Genomic DNA, 14,848 nt, shown 5'->3' with positions numbered 1-14,848 from the left:
TATGCGTCTTTCCCACTGTGCTAAAATCCCCCCACAGATGAGCCTTGCCTCACCGACCTCTTTTTTTCTTTCTACAGGCTTCCCAATGAAACGTGAATTAGCAATCGAGTTTTCCCGTGTGACCGAAGCGGCCGCGCTAGCCGGTTATAAGTGGCTTGGCCGTGGCGACAAAAACCTCGCCGACAACGCCGCCGTTCAGGCGATGCGCATCATGCTCAACAACGTCGATATTGATGGCACCATCGTGATTGGCGAAGGGGAAATTGATGAAGCGCCAATGCTGTATATCGGCGAAAAAGTGGGAACCGGCAACGGCGACGCGGTGGATATCGCGGTCGACCCGATTGAAGGCACACGCATGACGGCAATGGGCCAGTCCAACGCGCTGGCAGTGCTGGCGGTTGGCGATCAGGGCTCATTCCTCAATGCGCCTGACATGTACATGGAAAAAATCGCCGTGGGTCCGGGCGCCAGAGGCGCGATTAATCTGGATCTGACGCTGGCGGAAAATCTGGCGAACATTGCCAGCGCGCTGAACAAACCGCTGACCGAACTGACCGTCGCCGTGCTGGCGAAACCACGTCACGATGAGGCGATCCGTGAAATGCTCGCCGCCGGCGTCCGCGTGTTTGCTTTCCCGGACGGCGATGTCGCCGCAACCATTCTGACCTGTATGCCTGAAAGTGAAGTCGATGTGTTGTACGGCATCGGCGGCGCACCGGAAGGCGTGATTTCGGCCGCAGTGATCCGTGCGCTGGATGGCGACATGCAGGGCCGTTTACTGGCGCGCCATGACGTGAAAGGCGATACGCCTGAAAATCGCCGCATAGGCGAAGAAGAGTTAACGCGCTGTAAAGCGATGGGCATCGAAGCGGGCAAAGTCCTTAAACTCGATGACATGGCGCGCAACGATAACGTTATCTTCTCGGCAACCGGCATCACCAAGGGCGATTTGCTGGAAGGCATCAGCCGTCAGGGCAATATGGCGACCACCGAAACCCTGCTGATCCGTGGTAAATCCCGCACCATCCGCCGTATCCGCTCGACACATTATCTCGACCGCAAAGACGCTGCGCTGCACGAATTTATTATCTGATCAGACGCCAGAAAAACAAAAAGCAGAGCGACTTGCTCTGCTTGTTTTGGCCTGAAAAGAGGATTACACCGTATGACCCTGCTCTTGCTGACGGTTGGACATCGGCCACCAGCACAGCAAAATCAGCAGCGACATCGCAAACATGAGCAGGCCAAGACTGAACTGACCGGTTTGCGGCAACATCGCCGACATCCACGCCACCAGCCCCGATCCCATATTCTGTAATCCGCCCACCAGCGCACCTGCCGCACCCGCGAGATAAGGGAAAGGCTCCATCGCACCCGTCGTCGCCAGCGGGAATAACATTCCGGCGCCGAAGAAGAATAAAGAGGCCGGAACGATCAGCGTCCAGATATTCATGATGCCCAGCCAGCCGGGGATCCACATCGTCAGCCCCGCCAGCAGACAGCTGATGACCGAGTGCCACATCAGTTGCTGGAAGCTTTTCTCCGAACGGCCAGCGTACCAGGCACCAAAAAAAGCCGCCGGGATCGGTAGGATAAACAGAATGCTGACCATCAGCCCGCTCAGGCCAAGCACGCCGCCCATCAGTACGCCGCAGCTCGCCTCAAACACCGCCACACCGGCCAGTGCGCCTACCAGCATTACCAGATAACGGCTGAAGTTGCCGTCGGCCAGCAACAGACGCAGGCTGCTCAACATTTTGCGTGGCTGATGATCGGCGGTGAATGCCGGGCGCGTCTCCGGCAGCCAGCGATACATTGAGAACGCCACACCGGCACACAGGATCAGCAGAAAACCAAAACTGGCACGCCAGCCTAACCATGCTGAGAGCGCGCCACCTATCACCGGTGCCATCAGCGGGCTGACCAGAATGCCCATATTCAGCAGGCTGTTGGCATGGCGTAATGCGCCCCCGCTGTACAGATCGCGCGGCATGGTTCGCGCCATCACGCCCGCCACGCCGGTGCCCATTCCCTGCACAGCGCTGGTGACGATCAACATGTTCAGACTGGAGGACATCATCGCGCCAGCCGCACCGATCAGAAAAATCATTAGCCCGGTCAGGATCACTGGCCTGCGGCCAATATTGTCCGACAACGGCCCATAAATCAGCTGCGAAGCGCCATAGGTGATCAGATACGCCGCCATCACACGCTGTACCGCGCCCGGTTTGACAGACAAGCTGGTGGCCATATCCGCGATATTCGGCACGTAAATGGTTTGCGCCATTTGCCCGACGGCCACCAGCAAAATCAACATCACTAACAGGTGAATGTTTTCCAGATTTTTCATTTTTCAGTTCATTATCAAATGGAGTTGGGAAAGTGCAGAACAAATAACCGCGAAATTGAGCGTGTTACGGCGGCGCATAAGTTAACAAATTAAGATGAATAAGCGAGGGTTAGGGCCAACTCTCCTGTGCCCTTGCTGGCAGCGGCAGGAGCCAGTGGTGTAACGCAAAGTGTACGGAATTCGACAGGGCATAACGGGCAAGGAACAGGCTGATAACATTTAACCGATAAGGGATCGAAAAAAATTGAAATAAAATCAGCACCTATATTGGGTAATCAAAAAAGACGGGAGTTTTTATGGCTGACTGGGTCACGGGAAAAGTCACAAAAGTTGAGCACTGGACGGACAATTTGTTCAGCATCACGGTCAATGCGCCAGTCGATCCTTTCACCGCAGGCCAGTTTGCCAAACTCTCGTTAGAACTCGGCGGCGAGCGCGTTCAGCGCGCCTATTCCTACGTGAATCCGCCGTCCAGCAGCGATTTGGAATTCTACCTGGTCAACGTACCGGAAGGAAAACTCAGCCCGCATCTGCACGTGATGCAGCCCGGTGATGAAGTTCAGGTCACGAAAGAGGCCGCCGGTTTCTTCGTGATCGATGAAGTGCCGGAGTGCGACCAGTTGTGGATGCTGGCGACCGGGACCGCAATCGGGCCGTACTTATCGATTTTGCAGGAAGGTAAAGGGCTGGAGCGGTTCAAAAATATCGTTCTGGTACACGCCGCACGCTTCGCAGCCGATCTCAGTTATCTGCCTCTGATGCAGGCACTTCAGCGCCGCTATGAAGGCAAACTGCACATCCAGACCGTGGTCAGCCGCGAAGAAATCTCTGGCTCGCTGACCGGGCGTGTTCCTGCACTGATTGAGAACGGCACGCTCGAAGAAGCGGTCGGCCTGAAAATGCTCGCCGACGACAGCCACGTTATGCTGTGCGGCAATCCGCAGATGGTACGCGATACCCAGCAGGTGCTGAAAGACACCCGGGGTATGCGCAAACATCTCAAACGCAAGCCGGGGCACATGACCAGCGAGCATTACTGGTAAGCCTCTATTTAAACCTGACCTCGTCCGGCTCCGGGCCAAAGCGATTTGTGCCCGGTGTACCGATAAAGGCACCGCAGTCGATAATCAGCATAATAAAGATAACCGACGGCACCAGCCGGCCTAATACCCAGCTCCACGTCTGCGGCATCGCTGCGGCCCAGTTACCGGCGACCAACATCCAGGCCAGTACAAACAACAGCGCCCACCACGCCGACTTATTGCGGTCATGTAACCTTTTCACCAGCACAGCGGCGGTCGGCCAGAGTAAAACGACCAGCGCAAATCCGGCGGACTGATAAGTTATCCATTCCTGCGCGGCAAAGAGAAAATCAGCCGCCATCAGGACGAGCCAGCTGACCATCCAGAGCCAAAAATCCCGGCGGCCCATCCGGCCATTAAAAGAAAACAGTGCGTGCTGTAACGTCATTGACAGTCAGTTCCATAGAAGACAATGGGAGTAAATTGATAAACCGGAGCGAGTGTAACCCAGCGATCGTCGCCGTGAGAATGTTTACGGTCTCCTTTTGACATTACCCCCCGATCCCCGCTTTAATCGGACTATTCAGATACGATAAGAAAAAACTTATGAATGCTGCAAAAACCCTTTTATCTTTGGCACTCCCGGTATTGCTGATGCTCGCAGGCGCAAAGATGGCCATCGCCGAGCCGCCGGTCGATCACTCCGGCACGGAAGAAATGCCGAAAGCACCTTATCTGCTCGCAGGCGCGCCCACCTTTGAAACGACGCTTGTTAACTTTCGCGCAAAATATAATGAAGCCAATCCGACTCAACAGATTGGTGAATTCCGCTCCATCAATGAAAAAGTGGCTAACAGCCCGCTGACCCGCGCGGCCAGCAAGATTAATGAAAATCTCTACGCTTCTACCGCGCTGGAAAAAGGCACCGGCAAAATCAAAACGCTGCAAATCACCTATCTGCCGATTCAGGGGGCAGAGGAAAAAGCCGCGCGCGCACTGGCAATAAGCTACATGGCGAATCTCATGCGTCAGTTTGATGCCACCCTTTCGACAGAACAAAGCGTGGCAAAAGTGGCATCGCTTATCCAAAAAGGCAAAGGGCAGCAGTATTACCAGCAGGAGGTCGGCGCGGTGCGTTTTGTGGTTTCAGATAATGGAGAAAAAGGGCTGACGTTTGCCGTTGAGCCCGTCAAGCTGGCACTGGCTGAGCCATGACATGACGGTATTTAATGACAAAAAGCAAAGCCTTTGCCTTCAATGATCTCTATACTGTTGGACAGGTAATCTGCTTGTTTGGCAGAAATTTTAATCGACACTCGCGTCCCCTTTTGGAGGAAAAAACATGCGACATCCATTAGTGATGGGTAACTGGAAGCTTAACGGTAGCACCCACATGGTTAACGAACTGATTGCTGCTCTGCGCACTGAACTGAGCACAGTTGAAGGTTGTGGCGTTGCGATTGCTCCACCAGAAGTTTACCTGTCACAGGCTAAACACGCTCTGGCTGGCAGCCGTATCGCGCTGGGTGCTCAGAACGTTGATGCTAACCTGTCCGGCGCATTCACCGGTGAAATCTCTGCCGACATGCTGAAAGATATCGGTGCGAAATACATCATCATCGGTCACTCAGAACGCCGTACTTACCACAAAGAAAGCGACGAGTTCATCGCCAAGAAATTCGGCGTGCTGAAAGACGCTGGTCTGATCCCGGTTCTGTGCATCGGTGAAACCGAAGCAGAAAATGAAGCAGGTCAGACTGAAGCCGTTTGCGCCAAGCAGCTGGACGCAGTACTGAACACCCTGGGTGCGAAAGCGTTCGAAGGTGCAGTTATCGCTTACGAACCTGTCTGGGCGATCGGTACCGGCAAATCAGCGACGCCTGCGCAGGCTCAGGCCGTTCACAAGTTCATTCGTGACCACGTGGCAAAACAAGACGCTGCGGTTGCTGAACAAGTGATCATCCAGTACGGCGGCTCTGTTAACGCGGCTAATGCAGCAGAACTGTTCACTCAGCCAGACATCGATGGTGCTCTGGTTGGCGGCGCATCTCTGAAAGCTGATGCATTCGCTGTGATCGTGAAAGCGGCAGCCGAAGCTAAAAAAGCGTAAGTCTGTTTCTTCTGCGCACAAAAAACCCCGGCATGCCGGGGTTTTTTATTGCCTGAATATTTTAACTCAGCGCATCAGCGTTTGGAGATTTGGTCGAAAATGCCGTCAGTCGCGAAGTGTTCTTTCTGCGCCTGTGCCCATGTACCTGCCACCTGATCAATCGTGAACAGTTTGAGCTTAGGGAATTCAGACGCGAATTTTTTCTCTACTTCCGCATCACGTGGACGATAATAGTTTTCTGCCGCGATGGTCTGGCCTTCCGGTGAATAGAGATATTTCAGATAAGCATCCGCCACGGTGCGGGTATCACGCTTATCAACCACTTTATCCACCACAGAAACCGTTGGCTCAGCCAAAATGGATTCGCTTGGCGTCACGATTTCAAACTTGTCTTTACCCACTTCTTTGGTTGCCAGCAGCGCTTCGTTTTCCCATGCAATCAGCACATCGCCGATACCACGTTCCACGAAGGTATTGGTCGCGCCACGTGCACCGGAATCCAGCACTTCGACGTTTTTGTATAACGCTTTCACAAAGTCCTGCGCTTTGGCTTTGTCATTATTGTTGTGATGCAGTGCGTAACCCCACGCAGCCAGATAGTTCCAGCGCGCACCGCCTGATGTTTTAGGGTTCGGCGTAATCACGGATACACCCGGTTTGATTAAATCATTCCAGTCATGAATTTGTTTCGGGTTGCCTTTACGTACCAGGAACACGATGGTCGAGGTGTATGGCGCAGAATTGTCCGGCAGACGGGTGATCCAGTTTTTGTCGATCCGGCCACGTTCAGCAATCGCATCCACGTCATAAGCCAGCGCAAGCGTCACCACGTCGGCTTCAATCCCGTTGATCACCGACGTTGCCTGCTTGCCTGAACCGCCGTGTGACTGACGTACGGTCACAGTATCGCCGGTTTTGCCCTGCCAGTATTTGCTGAAGGCTTTGTTGTATTGTTCATAGAATTCGCGGGTTGGATCGTACGACACGTTCAGAATCTGAATGTCTTTGGCAATCGCCCCTGTTGCTACCAGCAGTAATGCCAGGCCTGCACCCCATTTACGCATCGCACTCTCTCCCGAAGATAGTTTCTATGGATTTCATTTGTTTGGTCTGATGAAGAGAGCGTGCCAGAGAAAAAGAAAACGAATAAAGAATAAAAGGTTTTTTACTATTACTTTATGGAATAACCAGAAACCAGACTAAAAAAAACCTCCGGTTAAGGAGGCTCTTTGACTCAGACAATCCGCTGTTTTAGAACAGTTTTTTAGCAGTGTTGTACCAGTCTTCTTTAAATTTGCTTTTCTTATTTTCTGGCGCGATGCACACGGAGATTAATTCATGCACCATTTTTTCGTTTTCAACACCGACGCAGAAACCGCCCTGAGAATAATCACGGCCTTCTTCAAGTAGCAGGTCGACCGCATAAGCGCCCATACGGGAAGCTAAGATACGATCGTAAGCGACTGGCGCACCGCCGCGCTGGATGTGGCCCAATACGGTACCACGGGTTTCACGACAGGTTTCTTTCTCGATATATTTAGCCAGCTCATCAATATCATCTAACTTTTCAGTGATGGCGACGATAGCGTGTTTTTTACCTTTCGCGATACCGGCTTTGATTTCAGCAACCAGATCATCACGTTTGAATTCGACTTCAGGGATAGCGATAAATTCGCAACCACCGGCGATGGCAGCAGCCAAAGTCAGGTCACCGCAGTAGCGGCCCATAACTTCAACGATAGAGATACGCTGGTGTGACGAAGAAGTGTCACGCAGACGGTCAATTGCTTCAACCACAGTGCCCAGTGCAGTGAAGAAACCGATGGTGTAGTCGGTGCCTGCTACGTCGTTGTCGATTGTGCCCGGCAGGCCGATACAGCGAATGCCGCCTTCTTTGGTCAGCAGGTCTGCGCCAGCGTAGGAGCCGTCACCACCAATCACTACCAGACCATCAATGCCACGATCTTTCATGTTCTGCAGAGCAATTTTACGCATGCCCGGATCGCGGAATTCAGGGAAACGTGCTGAACCCAGGAAAGTACCACCGCGGTTGATCATGTCTGAAACGCTATAGCGGTCCAGTTTTCTCATGCGGTTTTCATACATGCCGAGGTAGCCGTCTTCGATACCGTAAACTTCCAAATCTGCTGATAAAGCCGCACGCACAACGCCACGGATCGCAGCATTCATACCTGGGGCATCGCCACCGCTTGTCAGTACACCAATTTTTTTGATCATGACTACCTCTGAACTTGTAGATGCAATTTCTTAAGAATCTTGAGCCTGCCTGTTGGGCGGATTTAACTCGTGCAGCCAAAGGGCTTATTAGCGTTTGAGCCTATAGTATAACAAAACAGCGAAGCTGAATTGATTCAAGTCAGCAAGAACACGCATACATCACTCTGTACTTCGCAATTTACTGATTCATACGGCTTTTACAAGATATTTCCCGTTCGTTACGGGCAGATTTCCAGCTTGTTAATTCCCGATGAGGTAAAGATCGCAAACTCAAGGCAAAAAAAACCCCACCTTTCGGTGGGGGAAGACAGGGATGGTGTCTATGGCAAGGAAAAACAGGGATCTTACTCGGTCGTGCTGGTACTACTCGTCTTCTGGGCAGAAGGGGTTTGTAAGCCAGATAACTGCTGTCGCATCTGTTCAATGCGCAGCTCGTGTTTCTGGTTCAGTACGTTCTTTTGCTCAGGCGTCAGCAGATTAAACATCTGGTTGCGGATGCGGGCCATTTCGACCTGGCGATCCACCTGCTCCTGAGCCATTAATTCGGCTTGGGCCCGCACAGCTTTCTGGTCAAATTTTTCAGCGGTAACCAGACGGTGCATCGTTTCTAACTGTTCTACATTTATATCAGGCAAATCTTTTCGCGCCTGATGCATGAGGTCACGCATTTGCTGACGTTGTTGCTCCGTCAGATTTACACCATCAAACATGGTGTTGCGTTCCTGAGGCTTATCCAACATCGTGCTATTATGTTCTGCTGGCATCGCCGACATCGGTTTTGCACCCTCTGCTAAAGCGACACCTGAACTCAGTGTCAGTAGCGTGGCCAAACCTAGTGAAGCTGCCTTAAACATCACACACTCCTAAAAGTCTTTATCGCTCATCGCGAATCATTGAAAAGCAGTCTAAACCTGCTGCTGCAAACAAGCGTCAGTGCTTGTAAAAGTACGTAAAGTCATGGAATAGCGGCAATTGATGACGTATTTTGCGTCTAGAGGTAAATACAATGAATAAAATTTTGTTAGTTGATGATGACCGTGAACTGACTTCACTTTTGAAAGAATTGCTCGAAATGGAAGGCTTTAATGTTGTGGTTGCTTACGACGGTGAGCAGGCATTAGAGAAAGTCGATAACACTATCGATCTGCTGTTGCTTGACGTCATGATGCCGAAGAAAAACGGCATTGAAACCCTTAAAGAATTACGCCAGCGTCATCAGACGCCAGTGATTATGTTAACCGCGCGCGGCAGTGAACTGGATCGTGTATTGGGGCTGGAACTCGGCGCCGATGACTACCTGCCAAAGCCGTTTAATGACCGCGAACTGGTCGCGCGTATTCGTGCAATGCTGCGCCGTTCCAACTGGAGCGAACAACAGCAGACCAATGAAAATAATGGTTCCCCAACGCTGGAAGTCGATGGCTTGCAGCTGAACCCGGGGCGTCAGGAAGCCAGCTTTGACGGCGAAGCGCTGGATTTAACGGGTACTGAGTTTACGCTGTTGTATTTACTGGCAAAACATCTCGGCCAGGTTGTTTCCCGTGAACATCTGAGTCAGGAAGTTTTGGGGAAACGGCTGACACCGTTTGACCGCGCCATCGATATGCATATTTCGAATTTACGCCGAAAATTGCCCGATCGTCAGGACGGACATCCATGGTTTAAAACCCTTCGTGGACGCGGTTATCTGATGGTTTCTGCTTCATGATAAACAGCCTTACGGCACGTATTTTTGCCATTTTCTGGTTCACATTAGCACTGGTGTTAATGTTGGTATTGATGGTGCCGAAACTCGATTCACGCCAGATAACGCCGTTGCTTGATAACGAGCAACGGCAAGGTCTGATGATTGAGCAACACGTCGAAGCTGAGCTGGCGAACGATCCGGCAAATGATTTGATGTGGTGGCGCAGGCTGTTCCGCGCGATCGACAAGTGGGCACCGCCGGGCCAGCGCTTGCTACTGGTCACAAGCGAAGGCCGGGTCATTGGTGCGCAACGCAATGAAATGCAAATTGTGCGTAACTTTATCGGGCAGTCTGATAACTCAGATCGTCCGAAAAAGAAAAAATACGGTCGCGTGGAAATGGTCGGCCCGTTCTCGGTTCGTGACGGCGAAGACAACTATCAGCTCTATCTGATGCGTCCGGCCAGCAGTTCGCAGTCTGACTTCATTAACCTGATGTTTGACCGGCCGCTGCTGCTGCTGATTGTCACGATGCTGATCAGTGCACCGCTCCTGCTCTGGCTGGCGTGGAGCCTGGCAAAACCGGCGCGTAAATTAAAAAATGCGGCGGACGATGTGGCACGGGGAAATCTCAAACAGCATCCGGAACTCGAGGCTGGCCCGCAGGAATTCCTCGCTACCGGTGCCAGTTTCAATCAGATGGTGAGCGCTCTCGAACGCATGGTGACCGCACAGCAACGGCTGATTTCGGACATCTCGCATGAGCTGCGTACCCCATTGACCCGTCTCCAGCTGGCTACCGCGCTGATGCGTCGTCGTCACGGTGAAGGCAAAGAACTGCAACGCATCGAAAACGAAGCGCAACGTCTCGATAGCATGATCAACGACTTACTGGTGTTATCACGCAGTCAGCACAAGAATGAGCTGTCGCGGGAAACACTGAAGGCTAATGAGTTGTGGGCCGGTGTGATTGACGATGCGCAGTTTGAAGCTGAGCAAATGGGCAAAACGCTGGAAGTGACCTCACCTCCGGGTCCGTGGAAGCTCATCGGTAATGCTGCCGCGCTCGACAGTGCGCTGGAGAATATCGTGCGTAATGCCCTGCGTTATTCACATCACCACATTGCACTGAATTTCGCCCACGACAGTGACGGGATCACTATCACCGTGGACGACGACGGTCCGGGTGTCAGTGAAACCGATCGCGAACAAATTTTCCGCCCGTTCTATCGCACCGATGAAGCGCGCGACCGTGAATCTGGCGGTACCGGCCTTGGGCTGGCTATCGTCGATACGGCGGTTCAGCAGCATCGCGGTAAGGTCAGGGCCGAAGACAGCCCGCTGGGCGGCCTGAGGCTGATTATCTGGCTGCCACTGCACCAGCGCTAAGTTTCTGTTATTCTGCGTCCCTCTATCAGGGGGACGCATGCTTAACATCGTTTTATTTGAACCAGAAATCCCGCCAAATACCGGCAACATCATCCGCCTGTGTGCCAACACGGGATGTCAGCTTCACCTCATCGAACCTTTAGGGTTCGGCTGGGACGATAAACGTCTGCGCCGTGCAGGGCTTGATTACCACGAATTCGCCAGCATCAAACATCATGCGAATTACGATGCCTTTCTCAGCAGTGAAAATCCACAGCGCCTGTTCGCACTGACCACCAAAGGTACGCCTGCCCACAGCGCGGTGAGCTATCAGGATAATGACTTTCTCGTGTTTGGTCCCGAGACCCGCGGCCTTCCGGCATACATCTTAGATAATCTGCCCGCCAGTCATAAAATTCGCATTCCGATGCTCGCGGAAAGCCGCAGCATGAATCTTTCGAATGCCGTGTCTGTAGTAGTGTATGAAGCGTGGCGTCAGCTGGGATATCCCGGTGCTTTGCTAAAGGAATAACTCCGAAGGGAAGAAAGTAAAACGATGGCATGCAGAAACATGCCATTTTTGTATCAGATACCGTCGCCGAATTCAAAACCCTGCACGATACCGTTAAAGTGCTGATCCATATCCATCGAAGGACGCTCGCTTTCCGGCCTGCCGACGATACGCGCGGGCACACCTGCAGCCGTGGTATGTGCGGGCACTGACTGCAAGACCACAGACCCTGCTCCAATCTTCGCGCCCACGCCGACCTCAATATTGCCGAGAATCTTCGCGCCCGCCCCAATCATTACACCTTCACGAATTTTCGGATGTCGGTCACCGCATGTTTTACCGGTACCACCGAGCGTGACGGATTGCAGAATAGAGACGTCGTTTTCGACGACGGCCGTTTCACCGATAACAATCCCTGTGGCGTGGTCGAGCATAATGCCGCAACCAATACGCGCCGCAGGGTGGATATCCACGCCGAAGGAAACGGAAATCTGATTCTGGAAATAGATCGCCAGCGCTTTTCGGTCCTGTTTCCACAGCCAGTTGCCGATGCGATAAGCCTGTAGCGCGTGGAATCCTTTCAGATAAAGCAGCGGCGTGGAGTATTTGTCGACGGCAGCATCGCGCTGATGCACTGCCAGAATATCGCGCGCGGCGGAGAGGATCATTTGCTCGTCGTTGCGATAGGCTTCTTCGACGACTTCACGGATGGCCATCGCAGGCATGATCGGGTTGCCCAGTTTGTTGGCCAGAATATAGCTCAACGCACTGCCCAGCGTTTCATGCTTAAGTAACGTCGCGTGGAAGAAGCTCGCCAGCATAGGTTCACACTCCGCCAGCGCTCGCGCCTCTGATTTAATGTTATTCCAGACCAGTTCTAATTCTTCTAACGACATCACTGTTCCTTACGACTTTGCAGATTCGGATAATAAAAAGCCGCCCTGTGGAGATCTCCGACAAGGTGGCTATGCTACTTATCGCCGGTCAGTGGCTGTGTTTTTCGTCCTTGCTCGCACGGGCAAGTAAATTCGTGGCTGCTTCACGGGCATCTTTACCGCAGTATAAGACCTGGTAAATCTGTTCCGTAATAGGCATTTCAACGTTATGGCGCTGCGCCAAAACCCGTACTTCTTTGGTGTTGCGATAGCCTTCAACAACCTGACCGATGGTGTTCTGTGCTGCCTGAACATCCATTCCCTGCCCCAGCATAATACCGAAGCGGCGGTTACGTGACTGGTTGTCTGTGCAGGTTAACACCAAATCACCCAAGCCTGCCATGCCCATAAAGGTAGCAGGATCGGCACCCAGCGCAGTTCCGAGGCGGCTCATTTCTGCCAGACCACGGGTGATTAATGCCGTTCTGGCATTTGCACCGAAACCAATGCCGTCAGACATACCGGCACCGATGGCAATCACGTTTTTAATCGCACCGCCCAGCTGCACGCCGATGAAATCGGGGTTGCTGTAAACGCGGAAGCTTTTGCCGCAGTGCAGCAGTTGCTGTAAATCGTCGGCAAAATTGGCATCCGTAGCCGCCAGAGAAATCGCCGTCGGCATTCCCGCCGCCAGCTCTTTGGCGAACGTCGGGCCAGAAATCACGGCTAACGGGATAGTATCGCCGAGTTCTTCACGCGCGACATCCTGCAGCAAACGTCCGGTTTCTGCTTCCAGACCTTTGGTCGCCCATACCACACGCGCATCAGCGCGCAGATGCGGTTTCAACTGACGCAACACGTCACCAAACACATGGCTCGGCACGACAACCAGCACATTGCGGCTGGCCGCTAACGCGACAGACAGATCAGTTTCGAGCAGCAGATTGTCGGGGAATGGCACATCAGGAAGGAATTCCTGATTACAACGGGCACGTTGCAAGGCGTTGATGTGGTCGGGATTATGTCCCCACAGCACAACGGGATGCCCATTTCTGGCAAGGGTAATTGCTAAAGCGGTGCCGTACGAGCCGGCACCGATTACAGTCATTGACGCATTGACGGTTTTCATCAGGCATCCTGATGTGGTTCAGCACCTTCGGTTTCAGCTTGCTGTTGCAGATAGTTCATGAACAGCGCGTCGAAGTTGACAGGTGCCAGATTCAGTTGCGGGAAGGTACCGCGGGAAACCAGGCTGGTGATGCACTCACGGGCATACGGGAACAGAATGTTCGGGCAATATGCACCCAGGCAATGCGCCATCTGGTTGCCATCAATACCGGAGATGCTGAAGATACCACCTTGCTGAACTTCGCACAGGAACGCGGTTTCGTCGCCCAGTGAAGAAGTTACCGTTACACGCAATACAACTTCGTACACGCCTTCAGCCAGCTGGCTGGAAGCAGTATCAAGATCCAGTTTCACTTCTGGCTGCCAGTCTTGCTGGAAAACCTGAGGTGCGTTTGGCGCTTCAAAAGAGATATCTTTGGTATAAATACGCTGGATCTGGAAAGCCATCTCGGTGTTATTTTGTTCTGACATGTGAGTAGTACCCTTGAGTTAAAAGTCCTTTAAACACTTAATGAAAATACGCAGCCGCCCCAGTTATCCCAGTAATGGGTCAAGGCCACCGCGTGCATCAAGTGCATGTAAATCATCGCAACCGCCAACGTGCTGTCCATCGATAAAAATCTGAGGAACGGTTGAACGACCGCTACGGGCGATCATCTTTTCACGTTTATCCGCATCGCCATCAATTGCGATTTCATCGAATGAAGCGCCTTTGCTATTAAGCAGGGCTTTCGCACGATGGCAATAAGGACAGGTTGCCTTGGTGTAGATTTCAATTTTAGCCATGGGTTCCACCTCTAAGTCGTAGATTTTAATGCCGTTGCGATTGGGCTGAGATCTTATTTACCGCGCGCCAGTGGCAGATTTTCACTGCTCCAGCCGCTGATGCCTTCTTTCAACGTGAAAACACGCTCAAAACCGGCCGCGATCAGACCTTCTGCCGCTGTGCGGGAAGTCTGGCCTGAAGCACATACCACAATAACCGGCTGCGCTTTATGTTTAGTCAGCTCACCCAGATTATTGCTTTTGATGTCTGTGGTCAGCACATTCAGGGACGTGGCGATGTGGCCTTTGCGGAACTCTTCACGCGTACGCACATCGACGACGACGGCATCTTCTTTATTGATCAGGCGGGTTGCTTCACCACGGGTGATCTCTTTCACTTTAGAAAAACGTGTTTTAAAGGTGGTCACAATTACTGCAATCAGTAACGCAACCCACGCCAGGCTGAGAACCGGATGCGCACTGATGAATGGCATAATATCTTGCATGGGGTGTAGCAACTCCCGTCAGTTAGGGGAAAATTCAAGGCTTCAGAGTATACCTGCGCGTCGGAGCAAATACAGCCAGTAAGCACGGGCTAATGCCACAATCTGCGGCACATCCCGAAAAATTAACACGCCTTTATGATGAAAGTTAACCCTCACCTCACCCCATCTTTGATCTCTCACGGCTATTCGCCTCGCTCACTGGGGTAAAATCAGCCCGCCTGAATGCTTATAGCCGCGCCTGTTTACGCCTGTTCAGCCGGCGAGGCTATTGAGCATTTCATCTTTT

General features: G+C 52.5%; 17 protein-coding genes. 7 read left to right on the top strand and 10 right to left on the bottom strand.

Features of this window, described 5'->3' with window-relative positions; translation table 11 throughout:
* Positions 1-85: 85 nt before the first annotated feature.
* Complete coding sequence (gene glpX, locus ACMHLI_RS21335) at positions 86-1,096, top strand: class II fructose-bisphosphatase (protein WP_413531206.1); 1,011 nt, start codon at positions 86-88, stop codon at positions 1,094-1,096.
* Between the two features lie 63 nt (positions 1,097-1,159).
* Here glpX and emrD read toward each other — a convergent pair whose 3' ends face one another.
* Positions 1,160-2,353, bottom strand: a complete 1,194-nt coding sequence (gene emrD, locus ACMHLI_RS21330) for a multidrug efflux MFS transporter EmrD (RefSeq protein WP_413531205.1) — start codon at positions 2,351-2,353, stop codon at positions 1,160-1,162.
* A gap of 296 nt (positions 2,354-2,649) precedes the next feature.
* On the opposite strand from emrD, the gene fpr reads away from it, so the two are divergent.
* Positions 2,650-3,396, top strand: a complete 747-nt coding sequence (gene fpr / locus ACMHLI_RS21325) for a ferredoxin--NADP(+) reductase (protein ID WP_413531204.1) — start codon at positions 2,650-2,652, stop codon at positions 3,394-3,396.
* Between the two features lie 4 nt (positions 3,397-3,400).
* Here the strand turns inward: fpr and ACMHLI_RS21320 are convergent, their stop codons facing one another.
* The gene (locus ACMHLI_RS21320; RefSeq protein ID WP_413531203.1) at positions 3,401-3,823 is read right to left on the bottom strand and encodes a DUF805 domain-containing protein; all 423 of its coding nucleotides are present in this window, start codon (positions 3,821-3,823) and stop codon (positions 3,401-3,403) included.
* A 158-nt stretch (positions 3,824-3,981) separates the two neighbouring features.
* Between ACMHLI_RS21320 and ACMHLI_RS21315 the strand changes: the two genes are divergently transcribed.
* The gene (locus tag ACMHLI_RS21315) at positions 3,982-4,590 is read left to right on the top strand and encodes a DUF1454 family protein (RefSeq protein WP_413531202.1); all 609 of its coding nucleotides are present in this window, start codon (positions 3,982-3,984) and stop codon (positions 4,588-4,590) included.
* A 127-nt stretch (positions 4,591-4,717) separates the two neighbouring features.
* Positions 4,718-5,485, top strand: coding sequence for a triose-phosphate isomerase (gene tpiA / locus ACMHLI_RS21310; RefSeq protein WP_413531201.1), 768 nt, complete (start codon positions 4,718-4,720; stop codon positions 5,483-5,485).
* A gap of 74 nt (positions 5,486-5,559) precedes the next feature.
* Here the strand turns inward: tpiA and ACMHLI_RS21305 are convergent, their stop codons facing one another.
* The 3 genes from ACMHLI_RS21305 to cpxP form a co-directional block, all read right to left on the bottom strand.
* Complete coding sequence (locus tag ACMHLI_RS21305; RefSeq protein ID WP_120078316.1) at positions 5,560-6,549, bottom strand: sulfate ABC transporter substrate-binding protein; 990 nt, start codon at positions 6,547-6,549, stop codon at positions 5,560-5,562.
* A 187-nt stretch (positions 6,550-6,736) separates the two neighbouring features.
* Entirely contained in the window at positions 6,737-7,723 is a 987-nt protein-coding gene (pfkA, locus tag ACMHLI_RS21300) for a 6-phosphofructokinase (RefSeq protein ID WP_112165112.1), read from the bottom strand.
* Positions 7,724-8,067: 344 nt separating this feature from the next.
* The gene (gene cpxP, locus ACMHLI_RS21295) at positions 8,068-8,577 is read right to left on the bottom strand and encodes a cell-envelope stress modulator CpxP (protein WP_413531200.1); all 510 of its coding nucleotides are present in this window, start codon (positions 8,575-8,577) and stop codon (positions 8,068-8,070) included.
* A gap of 152 nt (positions 8,578-8,729) precedes the next feature.
* Between cpxP and cpxR the strand changes: the two genes are divergently transcribed.
* The 3 genes from cpxR to trmL are packed head-to-tail and all read left to right on the top strand — an operon-like array spanning position 8,730 to position 11,309.
* Positions 8,730-9,431 (top strand): envelope stress response regulator transcription factor CpxR, encoded by a 702-nt coding sequence (cpxR, locus tag ACMHLI_RS21290; protein WP_413531199.1) that lies wholly within the window; start codon positions 8,730-8,732, stop codon positions 9,429-9,431.
* A complete protein-coding gene (cpxA, locus tag ACMHLI_RS21285) occupies positions 9,428-10,798 on the top strand; it encodes an envelope stress sensor histidine kinase CpxA (RefSeq protein WP_413531198.1) in 1,371 nt (456 codons plus the stop codon). Before cpxR ends, cpxA begins: the two co-directional genes overlap by 4 nt.
* Before the next feature lie 37 nt (positions 10,799-10,835).
* A complete protein-coding gene (trmL, locus tag ACMHLI_RS21280) occupies positions 10,836-11,309 on the top strand; it encodes a tRNA (uridine(34)/cytosine(34)/5-carboxymethylaminomethyluridine(34)-2'-O)-methyltransferase TrmL (RefSeq protein WP_413531197.1) in 474 nt (157 codons plus the stop codon).
* A 53-nt stretch (positions 11,310-11,362) separates the two neighbouring features.
* Here the strand turns inward: trmL and cysE are convergent, their stop codons facing one another.
* From cysE to ACMHLI_RS21255, 5 genes are all read right to left on the bottom strand, one after another.
* Positions 11,363-12,184: a serine O-acetyltransferase gene (cysE, locus tag ACMHLI_RS21275; RefSeq protein ID WP_112165120.1), complete on the bottom strand. Its 822-nt coding sequence runs from the start codon at positions 12,182-12,184 to the stop codon at positions 11,363-11,365.
* A gap of 88 nt (positions 12,185-12,272) precedes the next feature.
* On the bottom strand, positions 12,273-13,292 hold the full coding sequence (gene gpsA, locus ACMHLI_RS21270) for an NAD(P)H-dependent glycerol-3-phosphate dehydrogenase (protein WP_413531196.1): 1,020 nt from the start codon (positions 13,290-13,292) through the stop codon (positions 12,273-12,275).
* A complete protein-coding gene (secB, locus tag ACMHLI_RS21265) occupies positions 13,292-13,762 on the bottom strand; it encodes a protein-export chaperone SecB (RefSeq protein WP_056774533.1) in 471 nt (156 codons plus the stop codon). The genes gpsA and secB overlap by 1 nt, the downstream gene beginning before the upstream one ends.
* Before the next feature lie 63 nt (positions 13,763-13,825).
* The gene (grxC, locus tag ACMHLI_RS21260; protein WP_056774530.1) at positions 13,826-14,077 is read right to left on the bottom strand and encodes a glutaredoxin 3; all 252 of its coding nucleotides are present in this window, start codon (positions 14,075-14,077) and stop codon (positions 13,826-13,828) included.
* A 53-nt stretch (positions 14,078-14,130) separates the two neighbouring features.
* Complete coding sequence (locus ACMHLI_RS21255) at positions 14,131-14,562, bottom strand: rhodanese-like domain-containing protein (RefSeq protein WP_413531195.1); 432 nt, start codon at positions 14,560-14,562, stop codon at positions 14,131-14,133.
* Positions 14,563-14,848 lie beyond the last annotated feature (286 nt).

Source organism: Rahnella inusitata (genome assembly GCF_965118895.1).
Classification (GTDB): domain Bacteria; phylum Pseudomonadota; class Gammaproteobacteria; order Enterobacterales; family Enterobacteriaceae; genus Rahnella; species Rahnella inusitata_A.
Note: the sequence above shows the minus strand (reverse complement) of the source record. Positions and strands in the feature narration are given on the sequence as shown.

What these genes read in the sequence shown, in the direction of transcription:
- glpX (WP_413531206.1), top strand. Translation starts at nt 86, where the DNA reads ATGAAACGTGAATTAGCAATCGAGTTTTCCCGTGTGACCGAAGCGGCC.
- emrD (WP_413531205.1), bottom strand. Translation starts at nt 2,353, where the DNA reads ATGAAAAATCTGGAAAACATTCACCTGTTAGTGATGTTGATTTTGCTG.
- fpr (WP_413531204.1), top strand. Translation starts at nt 2,650, where the DNA reads ATGGCTGACTGGGTCACGGGAAAAGTCACAAAAGTTGAGCACTGGACG.
- ACMHLI_RS21320 (WP_413531203.1), bottom strand. Translation starts at nt 3,823, where the DNA reads ATGACGTTACAGCACGCACTGTTTTCTTTTAATGGCCGGATGGGCCGC.
- ACMHLI_RS21315 (WP_413531202.1), top strand. Translation starts at nt 3,982, where the DNA reads ATGAATGCTGCAAAAACCCTTTTATCTTTGGCACTCCCGGTATTGCTG.
- tpiA (WP_413531201.1), top strand. Translation starts at nt 4,718, where the DNA reads ATGCGACATCCATTAGTGATGGGTAACTGGAAGCTTAACGGTAGCACC.
- ACMHLI_RS21305 (WP_120078316.1), bottom strand. Translation starts at nt 6,549, where the DNA reads ATGCGTAAATGGGGTGCAGGCCTGGCATTACTGCTGGTAGCAACAGGG.
- pfkA (WP_112165112.1), bottom strand. Translation starts at nt 7,723, where the DNA reads ATGATCAAAAAAATTGGTGTACTGACAAGCGGTGGCGATGCCCCAGGT.
- cpxP (WP_413531200.1), bottom strand. Translation starts at nt 8,577, where the DNA reads ATGTTTAAGGCAGCTTCACTAGGTTTGGCCACGCTACTGACACTGAGT.
- cpxR (WP_413531199.1), top strand. Translation starts at nt 8,730, where the DNA reads ATGAATAAAATTTTGTTAGTTGATGATGACCGTGAACTGACTTCACTT.
- cpxA (WP_413531198.1), top strand. Translation starts at nt 9,428, where the DNA reads ATGATAAACAGCCTTACGGCACGTATTTTTGCCATTTTCTGGTTCACA.
- trmL (WP_413531197.1), top strand. Translation starts at nt 10,836, where the DNA reads ATGCTTAACATCGTTTTATTTGAACCAGAAATCCCGCCAAATACCGGC.
- cysE (WP_112165120.1), bottom strand. Translation starts at nt 12,184, where the DNA reads ATGTCGTTAGAAGAATTAGAACTGGTCTGGAATAACATTAAATCAGAG.
- gpsA (WP_413531196.1), bottom strand. Translation starts at nt 13,292, where the DNA reads ATGAAAACCGTCAATGCGTCAATGACTGTAATCGGTGCCGGCTCGTAC.
- secB (WP_056774533.1), bottom strand. Translation starts at nt 13,762, where the DNA reads ATGTCAGAACAAAATAACACCGAGATGGCTTTCCAGATCCAGCGTATT.
- grxC (WP_056774530.1), bottom strand. Translation starts at nt 14,077, where the DNA reads ATGGCTAAAATTGAAATCTACACCAAGGCAACCTGTCCTTATTGCCAT.
- ACMHLI_RS21255 (WP_413531195.1), bottom strand. Translation starts at nt 14,562, where the DNA reads ATGCAAGATATTATGCCATTCATCAGTGCGCATCCGGTTCTCAGCCTG.